The organism is Streptomyces sp. NPDC102360, from assembly GCF_044766085.1.
GTDB lineage: Bacteria > Actinomycetota > Actinomycetes > Streptomycetales > Streptomycetaceae > Streptomyces.
In genome coordinates, this window is sequence record NZ_JBIWLG010000003.1 from 607,378 (window position 1) to 627,510 (window position 20,133).

At 70.7% G+C, this 20,133-nt stretch carries 19 protein-coding genes; 5 read left to right on the forward strand and 14 right to left on the reverse strand.

The window, feature by feature from the left end:
• Positions 1-9 precede the first annotated feature (9 nt).
• The 5 genes from ACIRHA_RS17125 to ACIRHA_RS17145 all read right to left on the reverse strand — a co-directional run bounded on the left by ACIRHA_RS17125 (position 10) and on the right by ACIRHA_RS17145 (position 5,862).
• Positions 10-1,491, reverse strand: a complete 1,482-nt coding sequence (locus ACIRHA_RS17125; RefSeq protein ID WP_403845874.1) for an FGGY-family carbohydrate kinase — start codon at positions 1,489-1,491, stop codon at positions 10-12.
• Between the two features lie 20 nt (positions 1,492-1,511).
• The gene (locus ACIRHA_RS17130) at positions 1,512-2,381 is read right to left on the reverse strand and encodes a carbohydrate ABC transporter permease (protein WP_403845877.1); all 870 of its coding nucleotides are present in this window, start codon (positions 2,379-2,381) and stop codon (positions 1,512-1,514) included.
• Positions 2,371-3,255 carry a carbohydrate ABC transporter permease gene (locus tag ACIRHA_RS17135; RefSeq protein ID WP_403845881.1) on the reverse strand — a complete coding sequence of 295 codons (885 nt, stop codon included), beginning with the start codon at positions 3,253-3,255 and terminating at the stop codon, positions 2,371-2,373. The genes ACIRHA_RS17130 and ACIRHA_RS17135 overlap by 11 nt, the downstream gene beginning before the upstream one ends.
• Before the next feature lie 77 nt (positions 3,256-3,332).
• Positions 3,333-4,685: an ABC transporter substrate-binding protein gene (locus tag ACIRHA_RS17140; RefSeq protein WP_403845883.1), complete on the reverse strand. Its 1,353-nt coding sequence runs from the start codon at positions 4,683-4,685 to the stop codon at positions 3,333-3,335.
• Between the two features lie 73 nt (positions 4,686-4,758).
• Positions 4,759-5,862 carry a glycoside hydrolase family 172 protein gene (locus tag ACIRHA_RS17145; RefSeq protein ID WP_403845885.1) on the reverse strand — a complete coding sequence of 368 codons (1,104 nt, stop codon included), beginning with the start codon at positions 5,860-5,862 and terminating at the stop codon, positions 4,759-4,761.
• 285 nt (positions 5,863-6,147) lie between these two features.
• Here ACIRHA_RS17145 and ACIRHA_RS17150 point away from each other — a divergent pair, with 285 nt between their 5' ends.
• Positions 6,148-7,167, forward strand: a complete 1,020-nt coding sequence (locus tag ACIRHA_RS17150; protein WP_403846509.1) for a LacI family DNA-binding transcriptional regulator — start codon at positions 6,148-6,150, stop codon at positions 7,165-7,167.
• Between the two features lie 60 nt (positions 7,168-7,227).
• Positions 7,228-8,166, forward strand: coding sequence for a fumarylacetoacetate hydrolase family protein (locus tag ACIRHA_RS17155; protein ID WP_403845887.1), 939 nt, complete (start codon positions 7,228-7,230; stop codon positions 8,164-8,166).
• A gap of 18 nt (positions 8,167-8,184) precedes the next feature.
• Here the strand turns inward: ACIRHA_RS17155 and ACIRHA_RS17160 are convergent, their stop codons facing one another.
• From ACIRHA_RS17160 to ACIRHA_RS17170, 3 genes are all read right to left on the reverse strand, one after another.
• On the reverse strand, positions 8,185-9,675 hold the full coding sequence (locus ACIRHA_RS17160) for an FAD-dependent monooxygenase (RefSeq protein WP_403845890.1): 1,491 nt from the start codon (positions 9,673-9,675) through the stop codon (positions 8,185-8,187).
• Between the two features lie 32 nt (positions 9,676-9,707).
• Positions 9,708-10,328: a TetR family transcriptional regulator gene (locus ACIRHA_RS17165; RefSeq protein WP_403845892.1), complete on the reverse strand. Its 621-nt coding sequence runs from the start codon at positions 10,326-10,328 to the stop codon at positions 9,708-9,710.
• Between the two features lie 87 nt (positions 10,329-10,415).
• Positions 10,416-10,778, reverse strand: a complete 363-nt coding sequence (locus ACIRHA_RS17170) for a DoxX family protein (RefSeq protein ID WP_403845894.1) — start codon at positions 10,776-10,778, stop codon at positions 10,416-10,418.
• An 81-nt stretch (positions 10,779-10,859) separates the two neighbouring features.
• On the opposite strand from ACIRHA_RS17170, the gene ACIRHA_RS17175 reads away from it, so the two are divergent.
• Positions 10,860-11,711, forward strand: a complete 852-nt coding sequence (locus ACIRHA_RS17175) for a LysR family transcriptional regulator (protein WP_403845897.1) — start codon at positions 10,860-10,862, stop codon at positions 11,709-11,711.
• A gap of 11 nt (positions 11,712-11,722) precedes the next feature.
• Here the strand turns inward: ACIRHA_RS17175 and ACIRHA_RS17180 are convergent, their stop codons facing one another.
• The 4 genes from ACIRHA_RS17180 to ACIRHA_RS17195 form a co-directional block, all read right to left on the reverse strand.
• Positions 11,723-12,622: an LLM class F420-dependent oxidoreductase gene (locus tag ACIRHA_RS17180; protein ID WP_403845899.1), complete on the reverse strand. Its 900-nt coding sequence runs from the start codon at positions 12,620-12,622 to the stop codon at positions 11,723-11,725.
• A gap of 25 nt (positions 12,623-12,647) precedes the next feature.
• On the reverse strand, positions 12,648-14,381 hold the full coding sequence (locus ACIRHA_RS17185; RefSeq protein WP_403845902.1) for an IlvD/Edd family dehydratase: 1,734 nt from the start codon (positions 14,379-14,381) through the stop codon (positions 12,648-12,650).
• Positions 14,382-14,445: 64 nt separating this feature from the next.
• Positions 14,446-15,891 carry an Nramp family divalent metal transporter gene (locus ACIRHA_RS17190; RefSeq protein ID WP_403845904.1) on the reverse strand — a complete coding sequence of 482 codons (1,446 nt, stop codon included), beginning with the start codon at positions 15,889-15,891 and terminating at the stop codon, positions 14,446-14,448.
• A gap of 161 nt (positions 15,892-16,052) precedes the next feature.
• Positions 16,053-17,141, reverse strand: a complete 1,089-nt coding sequence (locus ACIRHA_RS17195; RefSeq protein ID WP_403845906.1) for an alcohol dehydrogenase catalytic domain-containing protein — start codon at positions 17,139-17,141, stop codon at positions 16,053-16,055.
• Positions 17,142-17,296: 155 nt separating this feature from the next.
• On the opposite strand from ACIRHA_RS17195, the gene ACIRHA_RS17200 reads away from it, so the two are divergent.
• Positions 17,297-18,187 (forward strand): LysR family transcriptional regulator, encoded by an 891-nt coding sequence (locus ACIRHA_RS17200; RefSeq protein ID WP_403846513.1) that lies wholly within the window; start codon positions 17,297-17,299, stop codon positions 18,185-18,187.
• 24 nt (positions 18,188-18,211) lie between these two features.
• On the opposite strand, the gene ACIRHA_RS17205 is transcribed toward ACIRHA_RS17200, so the two are convergent.
• Positions 18,212-18,439: a DUF4232 domain-containing protein gene (locus tag ACIRHA_RS17205; RefSeq protein ID WP_403845908.1), complete on the reverse strand. Its 228-nt coding sequence runs from the start codon at positions 18,437-18,439 to the stop codon at positions 18,212-18,214.
• A 6-nt stretch (positions 18,440-18,445) separates the two neighbouring features.
• Here ACIRHA_RS17205 and ACIRHA_RS17210 point away from each other — a divergent pair, with 6 nt between their 5' ends.
• Positions 18,446-18,712, forward strand: coding sequence for a hypothetical protein (locus tag ACIRHA_RS17210; protein WP_403845910.1), 267 nt, complete (start codon positions 18,446-18,448; stop codon positions 18,710-18,712).
• Here the strand turns inward: ACIRHA_RS17210 and ACIRHA_RS17215 are convergent.
• Complete coding sequence (locus tag ACIRHA_RS17215; RefSeq protein ID WP_403845912.1) at positions 18,696-20,018, reverse strand: gluconate:H+ symporter; 1,323 nt, start codon at positions 20,016-20,018, stop codon at positions 18,696-18,698. The genes ACIRHA_RS17210 and ACIRHA_RS17215 overlap by 17 nt on opposite strands.
• Positions 20,019-20,133 lie beyond the last annotated feature (115 nt).

The following is a 20,133-nucleotide window of genomic DNA, read 5'->3' on the forward strand; positions in this document are numbered from 1 at the left end:
GCGGGGGTGTCAGCGTGTCTGGAGGTCGGCCAGGGCGTGCGTCACGTCCGCCGACGCCGGGTAGAGGTCGCGGTACAGCGCGTACAGCTCGTCGTAGCGGGCCGTCACCTCGGGGCGCGGGGCGATCCGTTCGGCGACGGGGTTCCAGTCGTCGATACGGGCGTCGTCCGTGACGAGCTGCGCGGCGAGCAGTGCCCCTCCGTAAGACGCACCGACGGACGTGGTCCGTACCTCCTGCGTGCGACCGGTGACGTCGGAGACGATCTGGGTCCACAGCCGCCCCTGCGTGCCGCCGCCGACGGCGACCACGCGGCGGATGTCACCGCCCGCGGCCTCCAGCGCCTCGATGTTGTGCCGCACGCCGAACGCGGTGGCCTCCAGGGCGGACCGGTACAGGTCGCCGCGCGTGTGGCCGAGCGTCAGGCCCGCGATCACACCACGTGCGCGCGGGTCGTCGACGGGGGTGCGCTCCCCGGCGAAGTACGGCAGCATCAGCAGGCCGTTCGCGCCGGGCCCCGACTTCTCGGCGAGGCCCAGTAGTTCGGGGTAGTCGACGTCGCCGAACAGGTCGCGCAGCCAGCCGGTGACGGCGCCCGATGTGGCCATGCCGCCGGCGAGGTTGCGGGTGTCGGGCAGGGCGCCGACCGTGCTCCACAGCGCCGGGTCGCGCAGCAGGTCGGGCACGGTGTGCACGAGGAACATCGTGGTGCCGTACATGAGCATCAGGTCACCGACGCCGTGCGCCCCGACGCTGAGCGCCTCGGCCCAGGCGTCGACGGTGCCGGTGGTGACCGGGATACCGGCGGGCAGGCCGGTGGCGCGGGCGGCCTCGGCGGTGACCGTGCCGGCCGCCTCGCCGGACCAGCACAGCGGCGGGAGTTCGAGTCCGGGCGCGATGCGCTCGGCCCACGGCGCGTACCAGTCGCGGGCCAGCGTGTCGTAGAGCGGGGTGCTCTGGCTGGCGGAGTGGTGGTCGAGGACGTAGGCGCCGGTGAGCTTGCGGGCCAGCCAGGAGCTGGGCATGTAGAGGCGGCGGGCGCGGGCGAACAGCTCCGGTTCCTCGTCGGCGACCCACGCCACCTTGGCGCCCGCCGCCTGCGACGTGAGCCGCGAACCGCACCGGTGGACGATCTCGTCCGCCCCCAACTCCCGTTCAAGACGCTCGATCTGGGCGCCGGAGCGGGTGTCGACGCCGTACAGGATCGCGGGCCGCAGCGGCGTGTCGTCGGCGTCGGTGAGCAGCACACACGGTCCCATGCCACTGACGCCGACGGCCACGACGTCCGCGTCCCGGTCGGAGGTCAACTCGCGGGCGAGCGAGACGAACTCGTCCCACCACACCTCGCCCGCCATCTCCACGTGCCCGGGGGCGGGACGGTCGACGGTGTGCTCGCGGACGGCGGTGTGCAGCACGGTTCCGTCGAGGGCGACGAGGATCCCCTTGCTGCTGGACGTACCGATGTCCACGCCGATGACTGCTGACTGGGGCATGGTGGCCACCCTTTCTGGTGCTACTTCAGGCCGGAGGTCTTAATGGATTCGACCATCTGGCGCTGGAAGACGAGGAAGAGGGCGAGCATGGGGACGACCGCCACCACGGCGGCGGCCAGTACGTAGTTCCAGTTCGCGCCGTACTGCGTGCTGAACGAGGCGATGCCCACCTGGGTGACCGTCAGAGCCTCGCTGTTGGTGGCGACCAGCGGCCAGGCGAAGGCGTTCCAGTTCGCGAGGAAGAAGAAGACCGACAGTGCGGAGAGGATCGGCCGGGACAGCGGCAGGATGACGTTCCAGTACACGCGCCAGTATCCGCAGCCGTCGACGATCGCCGCCTCCTCCAGCTCCTTCGGGATACCGAGGTAGAACTGGCGGAGCAGGAAGATCCCGAAGGCGTTGAAGAGCGGTGGGACGATCAGTGCCGCGTAGCTGTCGAGCATCCCCAGTGTGCGGACGACGATGAACAGTGGGATCAGGATGACGGGTGCGGTGATCAGCAGCGTCGAGAAGATGACCACGAAGATGCCGTCCCGGCCGGGGAACTTGAGCCGGGCGAGCGCGTACGCGGCCATCGAGTGGAAGAGCAGGGCCACCACGGTGATCACCGCCGCCGTGATGAAGCTGTTGAACAGCCAGCGCGCGAAAGGCACTTCGGTGAAGACGTAAGCGAAGTTGTCCCACGTCAGGTCCGTCGGGATCAGCTTGCCGTCGGTGACCGTGGCGCGGGTCTTCACGGAGGCCGTGAGCATCCACAGCACCGGGAAGATGCTCACGGCGGCCAGCACGATCGCCAGGGCGACCAGGCCGGCGCGGGGCCCGAACCGACGCCGGGAGGGGCCGGCCGCGGTGCGGGCCGTCCTCACCAGGGTCGCGGTGTCACTGCTCATCGTCGAACCTCCCGCCCTTGGTCACCTTGAAGATCAGTCCGGAGAGGGCGACCATGATCAGCACCAGGAAGGAGCCGAGCGCCGCGGCGTACCCGTACTCGCCGAACACGAAGGCCTGTTGGTAGATGTAGAACATCGCCACGGCGGTGCCGTTGGCCGGGCCGCCGGAGGTCAGCACGAAGACCAGGTCGAAGGTTCCGGTGATGGCCGCGACGGTGGTCATGATCAGTACGAAGAAGCTGGTCGGCCGCAGCAGCGGCCAGGTGATCCGCCGGAAGGCCGTCCAGGCTCCCGCACCGTCGAGCTTCGCCGCCTCGTACAGCTCCTGGGGTATCTCGTTGAGACCCGCCAGGAAAATGATCATGTAGTAGCCCATCATGTACCAGACGGTCACGGCGATGACGGCGTACAGCGCGAGGTCGGGGTCGCCCAGCCAGGACAGCGGGTTCATGCCGAGGGCGCCGCCCGCCTTGTTCACCACGCCCGTCTGCTCGTCGAGCATGAACTTCCACAGCAGGCCTACGACGACCAGGCTGAGCATGTGCGGCAGGAAGAACGCCGTGCGGTAGGCGGCCATGCCCGGCAGCTTCTGCTTCATCAGCACGCCGAGCGCCAGGCTGACACAGAAGAGGGTGGGCACGAGGATCACCACGTACTTCGCGGTCACCCCGATCGAGGACCAGAAGTACGGATCGTGCAGCATCCGCTCGTAGTTGCCGAGGCCCACCCACTCGTAGCTGCCGAAGCCCGAGACCTGGAAGAAACTCAGCGCGATCGACAGGAACATGGGCAGCACGACGAAGACACCGAGCCCGATGCCGTCGGGCAGCAGGAACAGCGCGGCGGCCAGCCACTCCCTGCGGGCCCGGGACATGCGACGGCCCGCGGGCTGTGCGGAGTTGGCGGGGGCCGGTGCCGACGGCCTGTCTGTCGTCCGTGACGCGACGCTCGTCATATCAGGCTCGCCCCCTGGTAGCTCTGCATGAAGGCCTCGATGCTCTGAGCTGCCCGGTCCGTCTCGCCCGCCACGCCCTTGCCGGCCAGCATCGTGGCCTGGATGGCGTCGGAGACAGCCTTGTAGACCACGGGTGGGTAGCGGGGTTCGGCGCGGCCGCCGGGAAAGATCTCTTCCTTGAACTTCTTCATCGCCCAGAAGTCGTAACCGCCCTTGGCCGCCGCCCGTTCCAGGGCCGAAGTGCGAGGTGAGATGTCGGACTTGGAGCCGGTGCACCAGTCGACGGTCCGCCCGATGGACTCGTCGTTCATCCCGCCGAGGGCCCAGGCGCAGAACTCCGCCGCGATCTCGGGGTTGCTGCCCTGGGTGCTGGCGCAGAACGACCAACCGCCGAGGACGGTGGCGTACTTGCCGCCGCTCGGCAACGGCAGTTTGAAGACTCCGTACTTCTGCTTGGGCGCGGACGTCCGGAACCCGGAGATCTCCCAGATGCCGCTCTGCCACATGCCCGCGAGCCCGGAGGTGAAGGCGGTGATCGGGTCGTCGGCGGCGGGCATGGTGCGCGGCGCGATCCCCGCCCGGACGGCGTCCTGCCACAGCCCGAGCGCCTGCCGTGCGGCTTTGGAGTCGAAGCCGACCCGCCCCTGCTCGTCGACGACCTCGCCACCGCCCTGCCACATCCACGGGTACCAGGTGAAATTCTGGTAGTACCCGGGGTCGGTCTGGAAGACGAGACCAGCACCGGCCTTGGCGCGCAGCTTGTCGCCTGCGTCGAGCATCGCGTCCCACGTGGTCGGGATGTCCCCCTCGGACAGTCCGGCCTTCTCCCAGACGGGGACGTTGTAGTACATGGCCAGCGGCTCGACTTCCATCGGCAGGGCGTAGACCTTGCCGTCGACCATGCGGCTGTCGAGGCTGTGGCCGTAGTCCTCGACGACTCCCTTGTCCAGGTGCGGGGTGAGGTCGGCGAGGATGCCGCCGTTGTAGTAGCGCAGGAAGTCGCCGGGACTGAGCAGGAAGATGTCGGGTCCTGCTTCGGAGGCGAAGGCGGTGACCATCTTCGAGCCCTGGTAGCTGTCACCGGGCACGTAGTACAGCTCGATCTTGACGTCGTGGTCGGTGTTCCAGTCCTTGACGAGGTTCTGGAACCACTTCGCGCGTGCCCGGTCCGCCGGTTCGGGCGAGTGGGCGTCGTAGAAGTACCAGAACTTGAGCGTGCGCCCGTCGGCCCTGGCCGGTCCGCCGCACCCGCTGAGCAGCGGTGCGGCCGCGCCGGCCGCCGCGAGCCCGGCGGTGCCGAGGAAGCGGCGGCGGGACGGCGTCACGGCGCCTTTGCCGTGCTGGAGCATGGCGTGCTCCCGTCTCTCTTGGTGGGTGTGGGTACGTGCCTGCCTGCGAAGGGGTGCCGGGCGCGCGGCCCGGTCACATGTGCGTGTCGACCTCGAGGTCGAGCAGGTCAGGGGTGGGCGGCAGGCCCGAGCCCGCGGGGCGGTCCAGGTAGAAGAGGGACGTCGACGCGATGTCGTCGTGGTTGGCCCGGTAGCGGTGGCGCAGGCCGTTGCCCTGGCCGCGGCCGATGCCGAGGCACTGCACCGTGACGCGCAGGTCGTCCTGGAAGCGGATCGGGTCGAGGACGTGCCAGCGGTACATCCCGAACCGCTGCTGGCTGTCGTAGAGTCCGTCCGGCTTCAGGATCTGGTTGAGGCCGAGGTACGGGGTGGTGAACGCGGTGTAGCCCTGGCCGGGGACGTCGAAGTTCCAGGCGCCGCCGAAGTAGTCCTCGGTGCCGGTGCCGCAGATGGTCGGCCACTCGTCGTCGCCGTCCAGGAAGAACTTCAGCTCGCCCTCGCCCCACCAGCCGGGGCTGTTGACGGCCCAGGCGAGGTACGTGCCGACGTACTGGCCCTTGCCCTCGACGCCTTCGAGGAGCGTGTGGTCGGTGCCCGCCGTGACCGGGTTGCTGCGGCGCCACTGGGCGTGGAAGTAGGCGGCGTCGTCGGCGACTTCGCCCAGTTCGTAGTCGACCTGGTAGTAGAGCGTGAGCTGCTCCGGGGCCAGGTTCTCCAGCGTGATCCGGGCCCTCCGGAGGAACGGCATCGGCCAGTACGCGTTGAGCCCGCCGTTCGGGTTGGCGGCCACGGGGATGGAGCTGACCTGGCTGAAGACGTTCCAGCCGTTGCAGAAGAAGTCGCCGAGCGGGACCTCTACGGCCGGGGCGTCCTCGCCCTCCCAGTAGAAGCGCAGAAGCGTCTGGCGCCAGGCGGCGTGCGGGGCCGTGGTGCACCAGATGTGGGTGATCGTGCCGGGCCCGTCGATGTCGGCCAGCTCCACGGTCTCGCCGGCCGCGATGTCGATGCTCGGCGAGATCTTCCAGCCGCGGCCGAGCCTGCTCGCGGCCCGCGCGCCGGTGCCCTCGGTCGCCATGCCGCCCGCGCCCTTGGCGCCCGTGAAATTCTCCGCGCTGATCGAGCGGGTGACCGCGCTGGTGGTGCGGGCGAGGCCGGTGAGGCCGGGGGCGATGCTCATCGAAGCTCCATCGTTTGAAATCGATTTCGCGTGACATCGCGGAGGTTCTCTCCGTCAATGTCTGGAATGCCGAGCTGAGGAATCCGCTCCCGTAGCGGGTCGCAGCCGAACGTCTTGAAATCCGTTTCACGGGAACGTAGGTTTCCCGCCACACGCTGTCAAGAGGTGGCGTGGGAAAGGGAGTTGGTCGGGCGGAGAATGACGGCAGTGCCGGACACAGCACTGACACAGCACGGATCGCGGGGCCGACTCCCCTGCCTGGACGAGAGGTTGAGTGAGAGGTCTGTGGCGACGATCTACGACGTGGCGCGCGAGGCCGGGGTCTCCCCCGCCACCGTGTCGCGGGTCTTCAACGGCGGCCGGGTCACCGCGGAGCGCGCCGCGACCGTGCGCGCCGCCGCGGCCGTGCTCGGCTTCGCGCCCAACCGGGTCGCCCGCTCCCTGCGGATGCAGCGCGCCTCTGTGATCGGCCTGATCATCCCGGACATCGGCAACCCGTTCTTCACCGCGCTCGCCCGCGGCGTCGAGGACGCGGCGCAGGAGACCAACCTCTCGGTGGTGCTGTGCAATACCGACGAGGACGTGGACAAGGAGCACCGCTATCTGGAGGTGGCCGCGGCCGAGCAGATGGCCGGGGTGATAGTCGCCGCCGCCTCCCGCCACCGCACCGACCTGTCCGCGCTCGCCGGCCGGGGCACCCCGGTCGTCGCGGTCGACCGGCGCCCGCGCGGCGCCTCCGTCGACGCCGTGATGATGGACAACCGGCACGGCGGCGAGGAGGCCACCGAGCATCTGCTGGCCCGTGGCTACCGACGCGTCGCCTGCATCGCGGGCCCCGAGGGCGCCTCCACGTCCGACGAACGCCTCGCCGGGTACCGGGCGGTGCTGCGCGACCATCTGGGCGACTCCGGGCAGCCGGCCGAGCCACCCCCCGAATACGTCGTGCACGGGGACTTCCGGGTGGACGGCGGGCGCGCCGCCATGGAGCGGTTGCTCGCGCTGCCCGAGCCGCCGGACGCCGTGTTCGTGGCCAACAACCTCATGACGGTGGGCGCGCTCGCGGCGCTGCGCGAGGCTGGGCTGGCACCGCCGCGCACCGGACTGCTCTCGTTCGGCGACGTACCCTGGCCGGAGCTTGTGACGCCGCCCCTCAGCTCGGTCCAACTCCCCTCGTACGAGCTGGGATTCGCGGCCGCGCAACTGCTGCAGGAGCGCATCGCGGGGACCGCGAAGCCGCTGCAGACGGTGGTGCTGCGCACCTCGCTCCAGGTCCGGGAGTCGACGAGCGGCCCGGCACCCGACTGACCGCGCACCCATCAGGGAAGCACACCCACCGAACCCGTAACCCCAAGGGAAGGACCCCGCATGACGCGCATCGTCCGCTTCGCCGATGGCACCGGGACCGTGAGGACAGGGATCGCCGACGCATCCGGTGCGATCCGCCGCTTCGACGGGGCGCCCCGCGTCGCCGACCTGTTGCGGCTGCCGGTCGAAGGGCTGCGGGAGTTGGTGGCGGCGACGGCCGCGCGGCCACGGGCCGACGTCGACGAGGGCGACGTGCTTCTGCTGCCGCCGATGGACGGGCTGATGGAGCTGTGGGCGGCCGGCGTGACGTACGAGCGTTCGCGCGAGGCACGCGTCGAGGAGAGCACCGAGCAGTCCGTGTACGAGCGGATCTACGATGCCGAGCGGCCGGAGCTGTTCCTGAAGGCGCTGCCGTGGCGCCTGGTCACCGACGGTGAACCGATCGCGGTGCGGGACGACTCCGAGCTGAACGTGCCGGAGCCGGAGCTCGGCGTGGTGCTCAACCAGGCGTCCGAGACGGTCGGTTACGTGATCGTGGACGATGTCAGCTCGCGCTCCATCGAGGGCGAAAACCCGCTCTATCTGCCGCAGGCGAAGATCTACGCCGGGAGTGCGGCGGTGTCCTCCGGGATCGTCCCGGTGTGGGAGGTCGATGCTCCGCAGGCGCTCAAGATCTCGCTGACCGTTTGGCGGGACGGGGTGGCGGCATTCCAGGGGACGACCTCCACCGCCGCCTTCCACCGCTCCCCGGAGGAGCTCGCCGACCATCTCTGGAAGTGCCAGCCGTTCCCCGACGGCGCGGTGCTGTCCACCGGGACCGGCATCGTGCCGGAGATCGACTTCACCCTGCACGCGGGGGACCTGGTGGAGACGGCGATCGACGGGGTGGGCGTGCTGACCAACCATGTGTGCGTCGGCCGGGCCGAACTCGACTGGCTGGTCGAGGCGGTGGACCGTCCGCTCGACCGTCGCGCCGTCCGGCGGCCCGCCGGCAGGTGACACACCCGCACCCCGCCTCTACGGTGCGCCGAACCACCGGTGCAGCGCCGCCTCCAGTCCGGTCGCGTCGTCCGTGCCGTGGCCGTGGCCGTGGCCGTGGCCGGTCCAGGCGACATGGGTGTCGGGGCGCAGCAGCAGTCCCGTCGCGTCGGCGCCGGCCGCCGTGCCGGTGATGACGTCGACCCGGTCGTGCCAGGGCTTCGCCACTTCGGCGAAGCCGCCGCCGAGGTCCAGGAGCAACGGGCGGGCGGTGACCGTCAGTTCGGCCAGCTGGTGCGTGCCCGTGGTGGTGTGGATGGTGAGGTCGGGGGCGAAGCCTTCGGTGGTGCCCGCGACGAGGTGGGCGATGCGTTCCGTGCCCGCGGGCGTCGTCAGCAGCTCGCCGAAGACCGTACGCAGCGCCGTGACCTCCGGGCCGGGGCGCAGCAGCGCCGACTGGGCCAGGGTCGAGTCCACGACGCGTTCGGCGACGGGGCGGCGCTCCTCGTCGTACGTGTCGAGGAGCCCCTCCGGCGCCCAACCGCGCACCGTGGCGGCCAGCTTCCAGCCGAGGTTGACGGCGTCCTGGAGGCCCAGGTTGAGGCCGGGGCCGCCGATCGCCGAGTGCACGTGGGCCGCGTCCCCGAGCAGCAGGATCCGCCCTTCCCGATAGCGGTCCGCGAGCCGTGTGTTGCCGCCGACGAGGCGGCGCAGCAGGTGCGGGCCCTCGCCCTCGGGCGGAAGTACGGGCAGGGGTGCGCCCAGGACGCGTTCGGCGCTGTCGAGCAACTCCTGGAAGGTCATCGGCGCGGACCGGTCGTCGTCCGGTGACTCGACCTCCGTGGTGTGGACGCTCGCGGGTCGGCCGGGCAGCCTGGCGTAGACGATGGTCCCGCGCTCGGTGCGCACGTACATGGTGGGCGGCAGCGTCCCGTAGCCGGGGACGAGCAACTCGCCCTGCGGGCCCAGGTGTTCCTCGCGCACGGTGACGTTCGCGGAGCGTGACACGAAGTCGTCGTTGGTGACTCCGGGAAAACCGATACCGGCCAGGCGGCGCACGGTGCTGCGCCCTCCGTCGGCCGCCACCAGGTAACGGGACGTGAGGTGTTCCCCGTTCGCCAGCGTCACCCGGACCGAGTCGGCGTCCTGGTGGACGTCGGCAACTTCCTGGCCCATGCGCAGGTCGACCCCGAGTTCGGCGGCGCGTTCGGCGAGGACCTCTTCGATCCGCGCCTGTGGTGCGGGGAGGATGCCGACCGGGTTGTTCTCGAGCCGGTGGAGTTCCAGGGGGAACGCGCCGAACATGTAGCGGGGCACGGGCCTGACGGGTTCGTCGGACCCGCTGATCCGGGCGTACAGACCGCGCCGGTCCAGCATCCGCACCACCTGGCCCACCAAGCCGTTCGCCCGGGGTTCCGTCTTCGGTCCTGTGAGCCGCTCGATGACGACCGGGCGGACCCCGACCAGCGCCAACTCGCCGGCCAGCATCAGCCCGTTGGGGCCGCCGCCCGCGATGATCACATCGAACATGACATGCCTCCTCAGGCTTTAAGGGGAAGGCTTTAAGGGGTCGGTAGCCCTGCGGCCACCATCGTGAGGGCCGACTTCAGCAGCGCCTCCATCGACGTCGACTCCGCCGCACCGCCTCCGTGCAGGAACAGGTCGAGCGCGGCACTGTTGGCGGCGGTCACACTCGCGGCCACCAGGCGGGGATAGAGGTCGACGTCGACGGACGTGCCCGTGCGGTCGGCGATCGCCGCGGCGAGTTCACTCTCCGCGACCTTGCCCGCCCGCAGCATCTCGGCCTGCAGCGCCGGCTCCGCCACCATCACCCGGAGCCCCGCCGCCCAGTCGGCCGGCTCCTGCGGCGGCATGTCCCGCACCTCGGGCCCTGGCTCCAACTGCCGGAGGACCGCTTGGGAGACGACCTCCCACAACGGCTCGCCCTCCGGCGCGGACCGCACTTCGGCGGCCACCCGCAGGGAGCGCTGGAGGTGACGGAAGGCGATCGCCTCCGCCTTGCTGGAGAAGTAGTTGTTGAAGGTGCGCGGCGAGACACCGACCGCTTCGGCGATGTCCTCGACCCGGACGTCATCGAGCCCGCGCTCCACGGTGAGCCTGATCGCGGCCCAGCTCAGCGCCACCCGCGTGGCCTCCTTCTTGCGCTCCCTCAATCCACTCATGACACCAAGGTAGCAAACTTTGCGTGGCACGCAATAATTCCTGCCAAGCAATAATGCGCACCACGCAGATATCCCAGTGGGTCTCGGTCACAGCCAGGACGTCGCAAGGCCTACAGTCATGGCCCCCGCGCCGAGCAGCACACCGTTGAGCGCGACCTGGCGCTCGCCACGGCGCAGATGGAGGCTCGTCGCCCCGACCTGAAGGGCCACGAACCCGACGGCCGCGACCAGGGCCAGCCAGGGCGCGATCCCGGTCAGCGGCGGCAGCACAAGGCCGAGCGCGCCGAGCAGTTCCAGCGCCCCGATCGCCCTGACGGCCCGCATCGGCGTGCTGTCCACCCAGGCCATCATCGGCCGCAGCCGCTCGCGGCTGCGGACCACCTTGAGCCCTCCCGCGTAGACGTAGAACAGGGCGAGCGACCCGCCGACGATCCAATAAGCAACGGTCATGCCCCCGATTCCACCGCCGGGGCGCGGGATCCGTCCAAGACCTGTTTCGCGACGCCGATACCGTGCGGGTATCGTCCCCGCATGGAGCTACGCGCGCTGCGCTACTTCGTGGCGGTCGCCGAGGAACTCCACTTCGGCCGGGCCGCCACCCGGCTGCACATGAGCCAGCCGCCGCTGAGCCGGGCGATCAAGCAGCTGGAGACCGAGGTCGGAGCCGCGCTGTTCGACCGCTCCCCCGCCGGTGTCACGCTGACCGCGGTGGGCACGGTGCTGCTCGACGAGGCGCGCGCTCTGCTGGAGCGGGCCGATCTGGTACGTGCCCGGGTGGCAGCGGCGGCAGGGGCCGCGGCCCTCACCGTGGGCGTCCTGGGTGACAGCACCGATCCGGGCGTGACCCGGCTCGCCGCCGCTCACAGCCGCCGGCATCCGCGCGTCGAGGTGTCCGTCCGCGAGACGGATCTGACCGACCCCACCTGCGGGCTGCACGCCGGCCTCGTCGACATCGCCCTGACCCGTGGCCCGTTCGACGAAACCGGCCTGGCCGTCCACGAGTTGCGCGCAGACCCGGTGGGCGCCCTACTGCGGGACGACGATCCGCTGGCCGGCCGCGACAGCCTGGCTCTGGCGGATCTTGCCGACCGCCGCTGGTTCGTGTTCCCGCCGGGCACCGACCCCGCCTGGCAGGCGTACTGGAGCGGCGGAGAACCCCGCGAGGGACCGGTGGTCCGCACCGTCCAGGAGTGCCAGCAGGCCGTGCTCTGGAACGGCACGGTCGGCATGACACTTCTGAGTCACCGACCGGCGCGTGGGCTCACCGTGGTGCCGCTGACCGACATGCCACCGAGCCGCGTGGTCGCGGCGTGGAGCGACGGCGACACCAATCCGTTGGTCCGCTCGTTCGTCCAGCTCGCGACCACGACGTACCGGGGCTGACCTGCGCCCTCTCAGGCGGTGTGCAGGCCGAGGGCCGGGGCGAGTTCCCGCAGCGCCGGCAGTGGGTCGGCGGAGGGGTCGTCGCCGAGGACCTGCACGACCACCTGGTCGGCGCCCGCGTCCAGGTGTGCCTTCACGCGCGCGGCGACCGCCTCCGCGTCGCCCATGGCCACCATGGCCTCGGCCAGCTTGTCCGAGCCTCCGACGACCACGTCGGACTCGTCGAATCCCTGACGCAGCCAGGAATTACGGTAGTTGGGCAGCTGCGAGTACATGTCCAGGTGCTGGTGCGCACGGCGCAGGCCGGTCTCCCGGTCCGTGGTGAGCGCGACACCCTGCTCGCTGACCACCCACTTGTCGGGACCCAGCTGCTCGCGGGTGGACGCGGTCTGCTCCGGCGTCACCAGGTACGGGTGCGCCCCGTCGGCCGCCTTGCCGGACAGTTCGATCATCTTCGGGCCCAGGGCGGCGAGCAGCCGCGCCGGGCGCTGCCCGTCCGGCTCCACGGCGTCCGGCACCGCGTCCATGGTCCGCAGGTACTCCCGCATGGTGGCAAGCGGCTTGCTGTAGGACCCGGCGTAGCTGTGTTCCACCAGCGGCGCGTGGCTGACGCCGAGGCCGAGCACGAAGCGGCCCGGGTGCAGCGCGCCGAGCGTACGGGCTCCGGCTTCGCTCGCCGGGGCGCTGCGGGCGTGGATGTTGGCGATTCCGGTGCCGACCACCAGGCGTTCGGTGCCGCCCAACAGGGCGGCGGCCTGCGTGAAGGTCTCCTTGCCTCCGGCCTCGCCGTAGAACAGCGAGCCGTAGCCGAGGTTCTCGATCTCACGGGCTCGGGCGACGACGTCGTTGATCGGCCACCGGTCACTGGTCCACCAGACGCCGACACGAGAGCTGAAATTGATGTTGGCCATGCCCCCGAGGCTACCCACACCCGCCTCAGTGCGAGTCGCGCGGCACGGCGCTGCCGCGACAGCCGCGCAGGAAGCCGAAGTCCGCACCGCGGTCGGCGCCCTCGACGTGCTGCGTGTACAGCCACGCGTAGCCGCTGGTGTGGCGCGGCTCGGGCGGCTGCCAGGCCGCGCGGCGCCGCGCAAGCTCGGCCTCCTCGACCTCAAGCCGCAGCGACCGCTTCGGCACGTCCAGCGTGATGACGTCCCCGTCGCGTACGAGGGCCAGGGGGCCGCCGACCGCCGCCTCCGGTGCCACGTGGAGGACGACCGTGCCGTATCCCGTGCCACTCATCCGGCCGTCACAGACGCGCACCATGTCGGTGACCCCGGCCTTCAGCAGTTTGGTGGGCAGCGGCACGTTCGAGACCTCGGGCATGCCGGGGTAGCCCTTCGGGCCCGCGCCGCGGATGACGAGCACGGTGTTCTCGTCGACGTCGAGGTCCGGGTCGTCGCACACCGCGTGGTAGGCCTCCGGGGAGTCGAAGACGCGGGCGACACCGGAGTGCGTGAGCAGATGGGGCGAGGCCGCGGACTGCTTGATGACCGCGCCGTCGGGGCAGAGGTTGCCGCGCAGGACCGCCGTCCCCGTGCCCACGGGCTGGAACGGGTCGAGCACCCCCGTGATCACCTCGTCGCCGATGCGCTCCGCGTCCGCCACGTTCTCGGCGATGCTGCGCCCGGTGACGGTGAGCTGCTCGCCGTCCAGCAGCCCGGCGCGTACCAGCTCGTGGTGGACGGCGGGCAGCCCGCCCGCGTAGCAGAAGTCCTCCATGAGGTACTGACCGGAGGGCATCAGATTGAGCAAGGTCGGTACGTCGCGGGCGAGTCGGTCGAAGTCCTCGGTGTCGAGGTCGACGCCGACCCGGCCCGCGAGCGCCGTCAGGTGGATGATGGCGTTGGTGGAGCCGCCGATCGCCGCGTTCGTGCGGATCGCGTTCTCGAAGGCCTCGCGGGTGAGGATGCGCGAGGGGCGCAGGTCCTCGTCCACCATGTCCACGATGCGGCGGCCGGCCGCCTGCCCGGTCTCGTAGCGGCGCATGTCGACCGCGGGCCAGGTGGCGGAGCCGGGCAGTTGCATGCCGAGGGTCTCCGCCATGCACGCCATGGTGGAGGCCGTGCCCATCGTCATGCAGTGGCCGTTGGAGCGGGCCATGCAGCCCTCGGCGAAGAAGCACTCCTCCTCGGTCATCCGCCCGGCCTTGACCTCGGCCTCCATCTGCCAGACCGCCGTGCCCGAACCGACATCGCGGCCCTGGAACTTGCCGTTGAGCATCGGTCCACCGGTCACCATCACGGCGGGCAGGTCTACGCTCGCGGCGCCCATGAGCATGGCCGGTGTCGTCTTGTCGCAGCCCGAGAGCAGCACCACACCGTCCAGCGGGTTGGCGCGGATCAGCTCCTCGACCTCCATCGCCATGAGGTTGCGGTACAGCATGGCCGTGGGCCGCATCAGTGTCTCGCCGGTGGCCATGGTGGGGAATTCGAGCGGAAAGCCGCCGGCCTGCCACACCCCGCGCTTCACCGCCTCGGCGACCCGCGTCAAGTGCGCGTTGCAGGGCGCGAGTTCGGAGGCGGACACGGCGATGCCGATCACCGGCCGCCCGTCGAACACCTCGGGCCCGAAGCCCTGGTTGCGCATCCACGACCGGTACACCATGCCGCCGCGTCCGGCGGCGCCGAACCAGGCCTGGCTGCGTCGGGCTGCGTGACCATCCGTCATGAAGTTCCACTCCTGTACGTAGCGGGGTTGTACGGGACCAGGGTTGCGGGCGGGGCCGGGTGGTTCAGCCGAAGAGATCCGTCAGTTGCTGCCGCACCGTCAGCACGGACAGCACGCCGAAGAGCACCACCGCCCAGAGCAGCGCGGCCACGCGGATGCCGCGCACCTTCAGGGGGTTCGGCAGCGCGGTGCGGTTCATGACGAGGAGCAGGATCGAGTACACGAACATCATCAGCCCGGACACGCACGCCGAGATGACGAGCAGCACGAGCGGCTGGTCGAGCCCGGAGAGCAGCACGATCGCGCCGACGGCGATGACCGCCCACACGAGGCGCGCGTACATCCGCGACTCGCTCGTCCGGCTGCCGCGCAGATACGTCGACTTGAGGACGTCGGCCGCCATCCGGCTGGTGTAGTCGATGATGCCGGTGGCCGCGCTGAACAGCGAGAACGCGCCGACCAGCCAGAAGAACACGCCGAACCAGTCGCCGACGCGCTCCTGGAGGACCTGCCCCTCCTTCTGGATGAAGCCGACGTTGTTCTCGAGGCCGCCCGTCCCGAACAGCGTCGAGTGCGCGAGCAGCGACGACAACACGATGGTCACGACGGTGACGAGTACGAAGGTGAGGGCCTGCTCGACGTTGGCGAAGCGCCACCAGCGGCGCCAGCGCGCCATGTTCGTCTCGTTGAGCTCGAAGACGTAGCCGACGACGGGGTCCGCGGCCTCCTCCGTGCCGGTGACCGGGCTGACCAGGCGGGGCACGTAGTGGCCCATGCCGAATCCCTTGTCGCGGATCCAGTTGCTCTGCACGAGGTTCTGCCCGCCGCCCGCACCCGCGTAGGCGAGGGCGCCCATGAGCACGGCCACGCCGAGTTCGGAGGGGAACGTCGCGTCGGTGACGGCCTTCGGCAGATCGCCCACCGTGGTGGCGGTGACCGCGAGGATCAAGGCGAGGACGAAGAAGCCGCCGATGACGAGGATCTTGACGCCGAGCAGCTTCTCCAGCGCGTTGTAGACGACGGGCGCGAGGGTGAGGATCAGACCGATGAGGACGAGGAGTCCGATGCCGATGTAGGCGGGTTTGCCGCCGAACACGTAACTGAGCATCGTCGCCGAACTGGTGGCCCAGCCCGGCCAGAGGTTGGCCGCGTAGGTGAACACCACCATGACCAGGCCCCAGTGCCGCCAGTAGCGGTTGAAGCCGGTCACGGCGGTCTCGCCGGTGGCGAGGGTGTAGCGCTCGATCTCCATGTTGAGGAACCACTGGGTGACCACGCCCACCACGGCGCCCCAGAGGAAGACGAGGCCGGCCTGCGTGGCGATGTAGGGCCAGAGGATGAACTCGCCCGATGACACCCCGACTCCGGCGGCCACGATACCGGGGCCGATGATGCGCCAGGTCTTCGCGGGCGGTGCGGGCAGCTCCCGTACGGCGGGGGGCGGGAGGAGCTTGGTGCGCAGCGGGAACGGGACGGGTGCTGGGGAGGGGGAGTTTCCGGTCTCGGTCATCCGGGGCGTCTCTGGGGGCCGTTGGGGCGGAAGTGGAGCGCTTGCGATGCCCAGCAATCATCGGATGATTCGGGGAGTCCCGTCCAGGGGTGCGCACGAGAACGCCCCGAGAGCGGCGCGCCCAGGAGGCCGGCGGCGCTCTCGGCGACGGCTCCGGCGCGTCAGCCGCTCGTGGGCACGAGAACCGTGCGGTCGAACGGGCCGCCGTGTGCCGCGGAGTACGCGATGGCCTCGTTGACCTCGTCGAGCGGGAAGGACCGGACGCGTTCGGCGGTGAGGTCCGGGGCACCGGCGGCCAGCAGCCGGATGATGCCGGTGTTCGCCTCGCGCGGGTACATCCACTGCCCGCGCACCGTGATCGAGTTGCGCATGAGCCACGGGTAGGGGAACGCGAGGTCGTCGCCGCCGAGCATGCCGACGCCGCCCATGAGGACGACGCGGCCGTACTCGCGCACGGTCATCGCCGCCGCACGCGTCACGGAACTGGGCGCGCTCGGTGGAAGCAGGTCGAGCATCATGTCGACCGGCCCCTCGGCCGCCTCGGTCGTCGCCGCGCGGTCGGTGGCCTCGTCGCCGGTCAGCCGGACCGCTCGCACCCGCGGGCCGAACCGGTCGGCGAGGAGGCCGAGGGCGGCCCGGTTCCGTCCCGGAGCGACGACCCGCCCCGCCCCCATCGCGAGGGCGATCGCCACCGCGCAGCTGCCCAGGTTGCCGGTCGCCCCGCTGACGAGCAGGGTCTCGCCCGCCGCGAGGCCACCGGCCAGCAGTCCTCCGTACGCGATGGTGTGCGCGCTGAGCGCCGCCCACCGGGCCGGGTCGTCCCCCGCAGCGGCGGGCAGCGGGTGGACGTTCTCCGTCGGGACACGCATCAGCTCGGCGAACGCCCCGTCGTGCAGGTGCCGGGCGAGCGCGGCGCCGCCCTCGCCACGTGAACTCCAGCCCTGGAGCGTGATGTCGGGGGTCAGCGCGTCGTCGCGTGAGCGCACGGTCAGGTCGCACCACACGAGGTCGCCCGCGCGCAGCCGGGTGGCGTCCGGGCCGATGTGCACGATCCGGCCCACGCCACCTGTGCCGGGTACGACGGGCGGGACGAGCGGGTAGTTCCGTACGCCGCCGAAGACCTCGCCCGCGTACGGGGCCACGGCGGCGGCCAGCACTTCGACCAGCACCTCACCGGCCTGGGGCTTCGGGTCGGGCAGCTCCCGCACGGTGAGCGGGGCGCCGAATTCCGTCAGGACGGCTGCGCGCATGGGAGGACCTCCGGGGGTTGAGGGGGCGGGTTCCGGAGTCGACGTTAGGAGCGTGCAGGTCATGCGGGAAGCGAAGATCCAGCATCCCGGGCATGCGGGCCCCGCATGGCGAGCCGGTGGTGTCCGCGCTGAGCGACCCTGGTATCCGTAGGCCCATGGACATCTCCAGTGCGGGCCTTCGGGTGCTGCGGCAGATCGCGGAGTCCGGCAGTTTCACGGCGGCGGCCACCCGGCTCGGCTACACGCAGTCGGCCGTCTCCCGGCAGGCCGCCTCCCTCGAACAGGCCGCGGGCGCCGCCCTCTTCGAGCGCCGGACGAACGGGGTGCGGCTGACGTCCGCGGGGCTGACGCTGCTGCGGCACGGCCGGACGATCCTCGACGCCGTCGCGACGGCGGAGCGCGAACTCGCCGGTGCCGCACAGCCGACCGAAGTGGTGCGCCTGGGCGCCTTCCTGAGCGCGGGCGCGGCGCTCCTGCCCGCCGCGCTCCGGCGTCTCGCGCAGACCGATCCGCAGCTCACGGTCACCACCCGCGAGGGCACCACGCCCGCCCTGACGCGGGCGCTGCGCGCCGGTTCGATCGACCTGGCCCTGCTCACCTCCCGCCCGCCCCACCGGCCCTCGGACGGCGAGTCACCGCGCCTGCGGTTCGAGACCGTCGAGAACACCGAGCTCGTCGTGGCGGCGTCCACGACCGGGGAGTTCGCAGGCCGCGGCGCGGTGCACATCGACGAGCTGGTCGACGCGTCGTGGATCGCCACCCCGTCGTCCCGCTCCGAGCCGCTGCTCGGTGTCTGGCCCGGTCTGCCCGGACGGCCGCGCGTGGTCCACTCCGCGCGTGACTGGCTGACGAAGACGCAGCTGGTCGCCGCCGGTCTCGGGGTGACCACGGTGCCGCGGGCGCTCGCCCCGGTGTTGCCGTCGGGAGTGACGCTGCTCAGCGTCGAGGGGGCGCCGCCCGAGACCCGCCGGGTGCACGTGGCGCGCCTTCCCGGCACCCCGAGCCCGGCGGTCACGGCGGTGCTCCGGGCCCTGACGTCGTCATGAGACGGGGCGCGCGGCGACCCGGTGTCACTGCTTGCCGGAGCCGACCGGGTCCACCGTCACGTTGGACGTCGTGGAGTCGCTCGCCGGCAGGTTGAGGGAGACCGGCAGGGTCTTGGAGTGGGTCTCGCCGGGCGGCGTGACGACGATGCTGACGATGTCGACGCCCGAGCCGCCGGTGTCGTTGCGCGGAGTGTGCAGCGTGAAGCGGGTCTCCTCGCCGTTCTTGAGGACGACAGCCGGGCCGTCTTGCACGGCCCGGTGTTGATCTGCCCGCCGCCGCTGCCCTCGGCCGGGTCCGCCGAACCGCTGGCGGACGAGCCAGGGTTCGACGAGCCGTCCCCGGTGTTCGTGGCGTTGTCGTCCGCGCCCTGCTGCGCGTCGCCGCCGCCGTCGGAGTTCGAGGCCGAGGACGACGACGAGGCGGAGGAACCGGAGTCGTCCGTGCTCGCGGCGGAGCCCTCGCCGCCCTGGCAGGCCGTGAGCGAGAGGCCTAACGACTGCCGGATCCTCACATCACGGCGTTGAGCGCCATGACCCCACCGAGGCCCAAGAGCGCCAGCACCGTCGTATAGGTGGTCCGTGCCTTGATCGCGTCGAGGACCGAGAGGTTGAAGTACTCCTTGAACATCCAGAAGCCGGGGTCGTTCACGTGGGAGAAGGCGATCGAGCCGCAGGAGACGGCGAGCACCATCAGCTCCGGGGACGAACCGCTGCCTGCCACCATCGGGGCCACGATGCCGGCCGCCGTCGACACCGCCACCGTGGCCGAGCCGAGCGCGATGCGCAGGATCGCGGCGATCAGCCAGGCGAGCAGCAGCGGGGAGATCGACCAGTGCTCGGTGGTGTTCTTGATGTAGTCCGAGATACCGCCCTCGACGAGGACGTTCTTGTACGCGCCGCCCGCCGCGATCACCAGCATGATCATGGCCATGGACTTGGCGGCGTCGCCGCAGGACGTGGCGATGTCCTTCAGCGAGCGGCCGATGCGCGGGCCGAAGACGTAGATGGCGAGCAGCAGGGTCAGCAGCAGCGCGAACTCGGGGGAGCCGACGAACTTGATGACACCCATGCCCGGGGCGTGGTCGTCGAGGGACATCTCGGCGATGGCCGCGCCGGCGATGAGGACGACCGGGAGCAGCGCGACCGCGAGCGACCAGCCGAGGGCGGGCATCTCGTCGTCCTCGAAGACGCGCTCGGTGACCAGGCCCTTGGGGATCGAGGGGTTCATCCGGCGGATGAACGGGAGGCGGGGCCAGGCCAGGGCGATCAGGGCGCCGGCCGGGACGGCGATGAACAGGCCGACGAAGAGCGTCTTGCCGACGGAGGCGTCGAACATCTCGGCGACGGCGGTGGGGCCGGGGTGCGGCGGCAGGAAGCTGTGCATCGTGGAGAGCGCGATGGACATCGGCAGGCCGATCCACAGCAGGTTCTGCCGGGTGACACGGACCAGGGTGAACGCCACCGGGACGATGATGACGAAGGCCACCTCGTAGAACATGGTGACACCGATGAGCATCGCGGTGACGACCATCGCCACCTGCACCCAGCGGTCGCCGAAGGCCTTGGTCAGCTTGGTGGCGATGCGCTGGGCCGCTCCCGCGTCACCCATCACGCGGCCGACCATGGCCCCTAGGCCGATCACCGGCAACGTACCGGAGAGTTGATCGCCGATTCCGGTCTCCAGGACATCGGAGATGTCGGGGAGGCTGATGCCCTGGACGATGGCGACGACCACCGCGACGAGCAGCAGGGCTATGAAGCCGTTGAGCTTCACCTTGGTCATCAGGAACAGCAGCGCCACAACACTGAGCGCCACGACGAGCATTGGCATGATCACTTCCCCTTCGAAGTGACGGAGGTGCACGTTCTGAAGTCAGGGCATGCGAGGGCTCGGTGCGGCGTCACGGACGGACACCGCACCGGGAGAAACGGCCCGGGCGGAGAAG

Bases quoted from the DNA above. Each gene is read 5' to 3' on its own strand.
- ACIRHA_RS17125 (WP_403845874.1), bottom strand. From the start codon at position 1,491: ATGCCCCAGTCAGCAGTCATCGGCGTGGACATCGGTACGTCCAGCAGC.
- ACIRHA_RS17130 (WP_403845877.1), bottom strand. From the start codon at position 2,381: ATGAGCAGTGACACCGCGACCCTGGTGAGGACGGCCCGCACCGCGGCC.
- ACIRHA_RS17135 (WP_403845881.1), bottom strand. From the start codon at position 3,255: ATGTCCCGGGCCCGCAGGGAGTGGCTGGCCGCCGCGCTGTTCCTGCTG.
- ACIRHA_RS17140 (WP_403845883.1), bottom strand. From the start codon at position 4,685: ATGCTCCAGCACGGCAAAGGCGCCGTGACGCCGTCCCGCCGCCGCTTC.
- ACIRHA_RS17145 (WP_403845885.1), bottom strand. From the start codon at position 5,862: ATGAGCATCGCCCCCGGCCTCACCGGCCTCGCCCGCACCACCAGCGCG.
- ACIRHA_RS17155 (WP_403845887.1), top strand. From the start codon at position 7,228: ATGACGCGCATCGTCCGCTTCGCCGATGGCACCGGGACCGTGAGGACA.
- ACIRHA_RS17160 (WP_403845890.1), bottom strand. From the start codon at position 9,675: ATGTTCGATGTGATCATCGCGGGCGGCGGCCCCAACGGGCTGATGCTG.
- ACIRHA_RS17165 (WP_403845892.1), bottom strand. From the start codon at position 10,328: ATGAGTGGATTGAGGGAGCGCAAGAAGGAGGCCACGCGGGTGGCGCTG.
- ACIRHA_RS17170 (WP_403845894.1), bottom strand. From the start codon at position 10,778: ATGACCGTTGCTTATTGGATCGTCGGCGGGTCGCTCGCCCTGTTCTAC.
- ACIRHA_RS17175 (WP_403845897.1), top strand. From the start codon at position 10,860: ATGGAGCTACGCGCGCTGCGCTACTTCGTGGCGGTCGCCGAGGAACTC.
- ACIRHA_RS17180 (WP_403845899.1), bottom strand. From the start codon at position 12,622: ATGGCCAACATCAATTTCAGCTCTCGTGTCGGCGTCTGGTGGACCAGT.
- ACIRHA_RS17185 (WP_403845902.1), bottom strand. From the start codon at position 14,381: ATGACGGATGGTCACGCAGCCCGACGCAGCCAGGCCTGGTTCGGCGCC.
- ACIRHA_RS17190 (WP_403845904.1), bottom strand. From the start codon at position 15,891: ATGACCGAGACCGGAAACTCCCCCTCCCCAGCACCCGTCCCGTTCCCG.
- ACIRHA_RS17195 (WP_403845906.1), bottom strand. From the start codon at position 17,141: ATGCGCGCAGCCGTCCTGACGGAATTCGGCGCCCCGCTCACCGTGCGG.
- ACIRHA_RS17200 (WP_403846513.1), top strand. From the start codon at position 17,297: ATGGACATCTCCAGTGCGGGCCTTCGGGTGCTGCGGCAGATCGCGGAG.
- ACIRHA_RS17215 (WP_403845912.1), bottom strand. From the start codon at position 20,018: ATGCCAATGCTCGTCGTGGCGCTCAGTGTTGTGGCGCTGCTGTTCCTG.